Origin of the sequence: Pontiella sp., from assembly GCF_041622395.1 — a bacterium.
Lineage (GTDB): Bacteria > Verrucomicrobiota > Kiritimatiellia > Kiritimatiellales > Pontiellaceae > Pontiella.
The window spans coordinates 1-3,159 of the sequence record NZ_JBFJYW010000373.1; the positions used below are offsets into that span (position 1 = coordinate 1).

Consider the following 3,159-nt stretch of genomic DNA (forward strand, 5'->3'; position numbering starts at 1 on the left):
ACGGAAGATTGGAAAAGCAACGTGGATTCATGCGCGGACCTTAGTCGGCGGGCGGGAAACTAGCAATCCTGCCCCTTTTCCTATTTTCTGCCCCCGAGACCATTCTCAAGTACCCGCCGGCGGATTCACCTCCATGACTTTTGCGGGGCTCGGCGCCATTGCATTTTATACGCGATCTCTTCGGGCGTTGCCGGGAAGCGGTTCAATGGGTATGTTCCTGTTCCCATTCAGAAACCTCCACGCTAATCAGGACGTATTATGACGCAGAATTTTAAAGCCCGCAGTTTGGTGCTCTACAAAAACGGCCCGGCGATCGTTGATCAGCCCGGCGACAAAATAGCCATCCAGCTGGCAGGCGGCAAACAGATCAAGGTCCGGCCGAAAGATATCCAGCTGCTTCATCCGGGACCGCTTCAAAGCCTTGCCGAACTCGACCAGGAGCCGCAAGGCAACATGGCGGACGCTTGGGAGCTGTTGCAGGGCGAAACGGTCGACCTGACCGAACTGGCCGACTTGATCTACGGCGCGGCCACCCCGGCGTCCGTCTGGCATAGCTGGCGGTTGCTGGACGAAGCAATCCATTTCACCGGCACCCCGGAAGAACTCACGCCTCGGTCGGAAGCCGAGGTGGCGGCCCTTCTCGACAAGCAGCGCGAGAAAGAAGAAGAGGCCGCCCGCTGGGAAGCCTACCTGCAACGCGTCAAGGACCGCGCAATCCAACCGGAGGATTTCCCCCACCTGGGCGATCTCGAACGGCTGGCCTACGGACAGGCCTCCACCAACCGCACCCTGAAAGCGCTCGGCATCGAAATCGCGCCGGAAAAGGCGCATCGGTTGCTGTTGCAGCTGGCGCTGTGGAACGACGCGGTCAATCCCTATCCGGCCCGCTTCGGCTGCGCCACCTCCCAACCCGAGTTGCAGGTGCCCGAACTGCCCGAGGAACCGCGCGAGGATCTCACCGCGCTGGAAACCTTTGCCATCGACGACGACAACTGCTCCGACCCGGACGATGCCATCAGCCTCGACGGCGATGGCCTCTGGATCCATGTCGCCGATGCCGCCGCGCTGATCAATGCCGACTCGCCGCTCGACGTGGAAGCCCGCGCCCGCGGCGCCAACCTCTACCTCCCCGAAGTCGTCATCAACATGCTGCCGGAGGACGTCACCTCCATTCTTGGACTCGGACTGCAGGAGATCTCCCCCGCCCTCTCGTTTAAAATCGGGGTCGGGGCCGACGGCACGCCCGCCTGCCTGAAAATCGTCCCGAGCTGGATCCGCGTTCAACGGCTGAGCTATTCCGCCGCGGACCAGCTGATGGAGACCGCGCCCTTCCAGCAGATGAGCTTCATCACCGAGCAGTTCCGCACGCGACGCGTTGCTCAAGGAGCTGCCAGAATAAACCTGCCGGAAGTAAAACTCAAAACCACGGTCGAGGGCGCGCTCTATAATCTGTGCGCCCGGCACGAGCTCGGCCTTAAGGAGCCGGATAATTTCACGGTCGAGATCAAAGATCTTCCGCGCCTGAACAGCCGCGACATGGTGACCGACGCCATGTTGATGGCCGGCGAGGCCATTGCCCGCTATTGCCTTGAAAACGCAATTCCGGTGCCCTTCGCCTGCCAGCCGCCGCCCGATGAAGCGGGCTCCCCCGTAACCATGGCCGAAATGTTTGCCTACCGCAAAAAGTTCAAGCGCTCCGAGCTACGCCTCGAGCCCGATTGGCACTCCGGCCTCGGACTCGAACGCTACACCCGGGCCACCAGCCCGCTGCGCCGCTATTCCGATTTGCTCGTCCACCAGCAGGTCCGCGCGTTTATCGGCGGCGAACCCATCATCGGCGAAGCCGAGATGCTCGAACGCATGTCGCAGGCCGATGTCGGCGGCGGCAACACCTCGCGGGCCGAGCGGCAGAGCAACCGACACTGGACGTTGCTGCACATGCAGCAACATCCGGAAACCGTCTATCGCGGGGTGGTCGTCGACAAACGCGACGACCGCGGCACCGTCCTGATTCCGGAACTCGCCATCGATGTAAAGATGCGCCGCATGGCCGACGCCGAGCTCGACGATGAAGTCCACGTCCAGCTCCTGCAGATCAACCTTCCCGATCTCGACTTCACCTGCCGCATGGTCTGAAGAAAACGTGCGGAGCCGGCGGATGGGATTTGCCGCAATTCACCGGCCTCGTTGCGCAGAACCGGGCGCTAGCGACGAAAGCGGGAGTTGGAGAAACGGGATTTGAAGGTGCTTTCCGAGGGCTCCTCGATCTCCGGTTCTGGATCGACCGGCCTCGGCTTCGGTTTTGGCTTCGGGGCACGGTCCGGCTCGGGAGCAACCGGCGCCATCGACTGCGCCTGCTTGATCGTCAGCGGCTTCGGTTTCTTCGGCAAAACCCCGTCCGGGAAACCGCGCTCGCGCGGTTTGAGCTCCAGCTCTTCCGCGCCGCCCTTCGGCATCCCCTTAAAGCAGTAGAGATAAAATTCCTCCACCCGGTTGCGGGCCCATTCCGCCTTTTTCAGAAAAGTCAGGGCGCTCGGAATCGTCGGCTGGATCCGAAAACACTTCAGGTCGATCGCCGCGTCCAGCACCGCCCATCCATAGAATTCAACCAGCTCCGTCAACATCGCCTCCGCCGACAAACCATGCAGCGGGCTATTTTTCAGTTCGTTCACCGACATATCCATTTCCTCTCGTTTCCAACGGCAGACCCTTGTCCAGCTCGAGACGCACTATATACAAAGGTCCGCGCCCAGCAAAAGAAGTTAAACGTCAATGCCGCCAACGCTGAAAACGGCTAACCTGCTACATTCGTAGCCGGGTCAATAGCCGGCCTCGTATTATAGCACTCTCGACTTGATTACTATATTACGGGACCGACCCTTCGGCCGACCCTTCGGCAGAAAAATTTCGGTGTGTCCGCCGGAAGCGCGCTTTCCTTGCGCTGAAGGCGCAACACAATTTAGCCTAAATCCGGGAATGGAACCACTGATGAACTCAGATGGACACCGATCCTCAATGAGATATGGAGTTTGTCCCGCTCACCCGCCGGAGGAAGAGCCTATTCATGAATCTGTGTTTATCCGCGTTAATCTGTGGTTCATTTACTTTTCTAGGTTTAGCCTTGGGCATCGCCCAAGGGCGGGCGCAAAAAAACCTCCT

General features: G+C 60.1%; 3 protein-coding genes. 2 read left to right on the plus strand and 1 reads right to left on the minus strand.

Features of this window, described 5'->3' with window-relative positions:
- A partial coding sequence (locus ABYO54_RS15640) for a hypothetical protein (RefSeq protein ID WP_372809166.1) occupies window positions 1-262 on the plus strand: 262 nt, incomplete at its 5' end.
- The gene (locus tag ABYO54_RS15645; RefSeq protein ID WP_372809167.1) at window positions 259-2,136 is read left to right on the plus strand and encodes an RNB domain-containing ribonuclease; all 1,878 of its coding nucleotides are present in this window, start codon (window positions 259-261) and stop codon (window positions 2,134-2,136) included. The genes ABYO54_RS15640 and ABYO54_RS15645, both read left to right, overlap by 4 nt.
- A 68-nt stretch (window positions 2,137-2,204) precedes the next feature.
- Here ABYO54_RS15645 and ABYO54_RS15650 read toward each other — a convergent pair whose 3' ends face one another.
- Window positions 2,205-2,678, minus strand: a complete 474-nt coding sequence (locus ABYO54_RS15650; protein ID WP_372809168.1) for a VF530 family DNA-binding protein — start codon at window positions 2,676-2,678, stop codon at window positions 2,205-2,207.
- Window positions 2,679-3,159: the final 481 nt, after the last annotated feature.

Coding starts and splice junctions, on each gene's coding strand:
- ABYO54_RS15650 (WP_372809168.1), bottom strand. CDS start 2,678: ATGTCGGTGAACGAACTGAAAAATAGCCCGCTGCATGGTTTGTCGGCG.
- ABYO54_RS15645 (WP_372809167.1), top strand. CDS start 259: ATGACGCAGAATTTTAAAGCCCGCAGTTTGGTGCTCTACAAAAACGGC.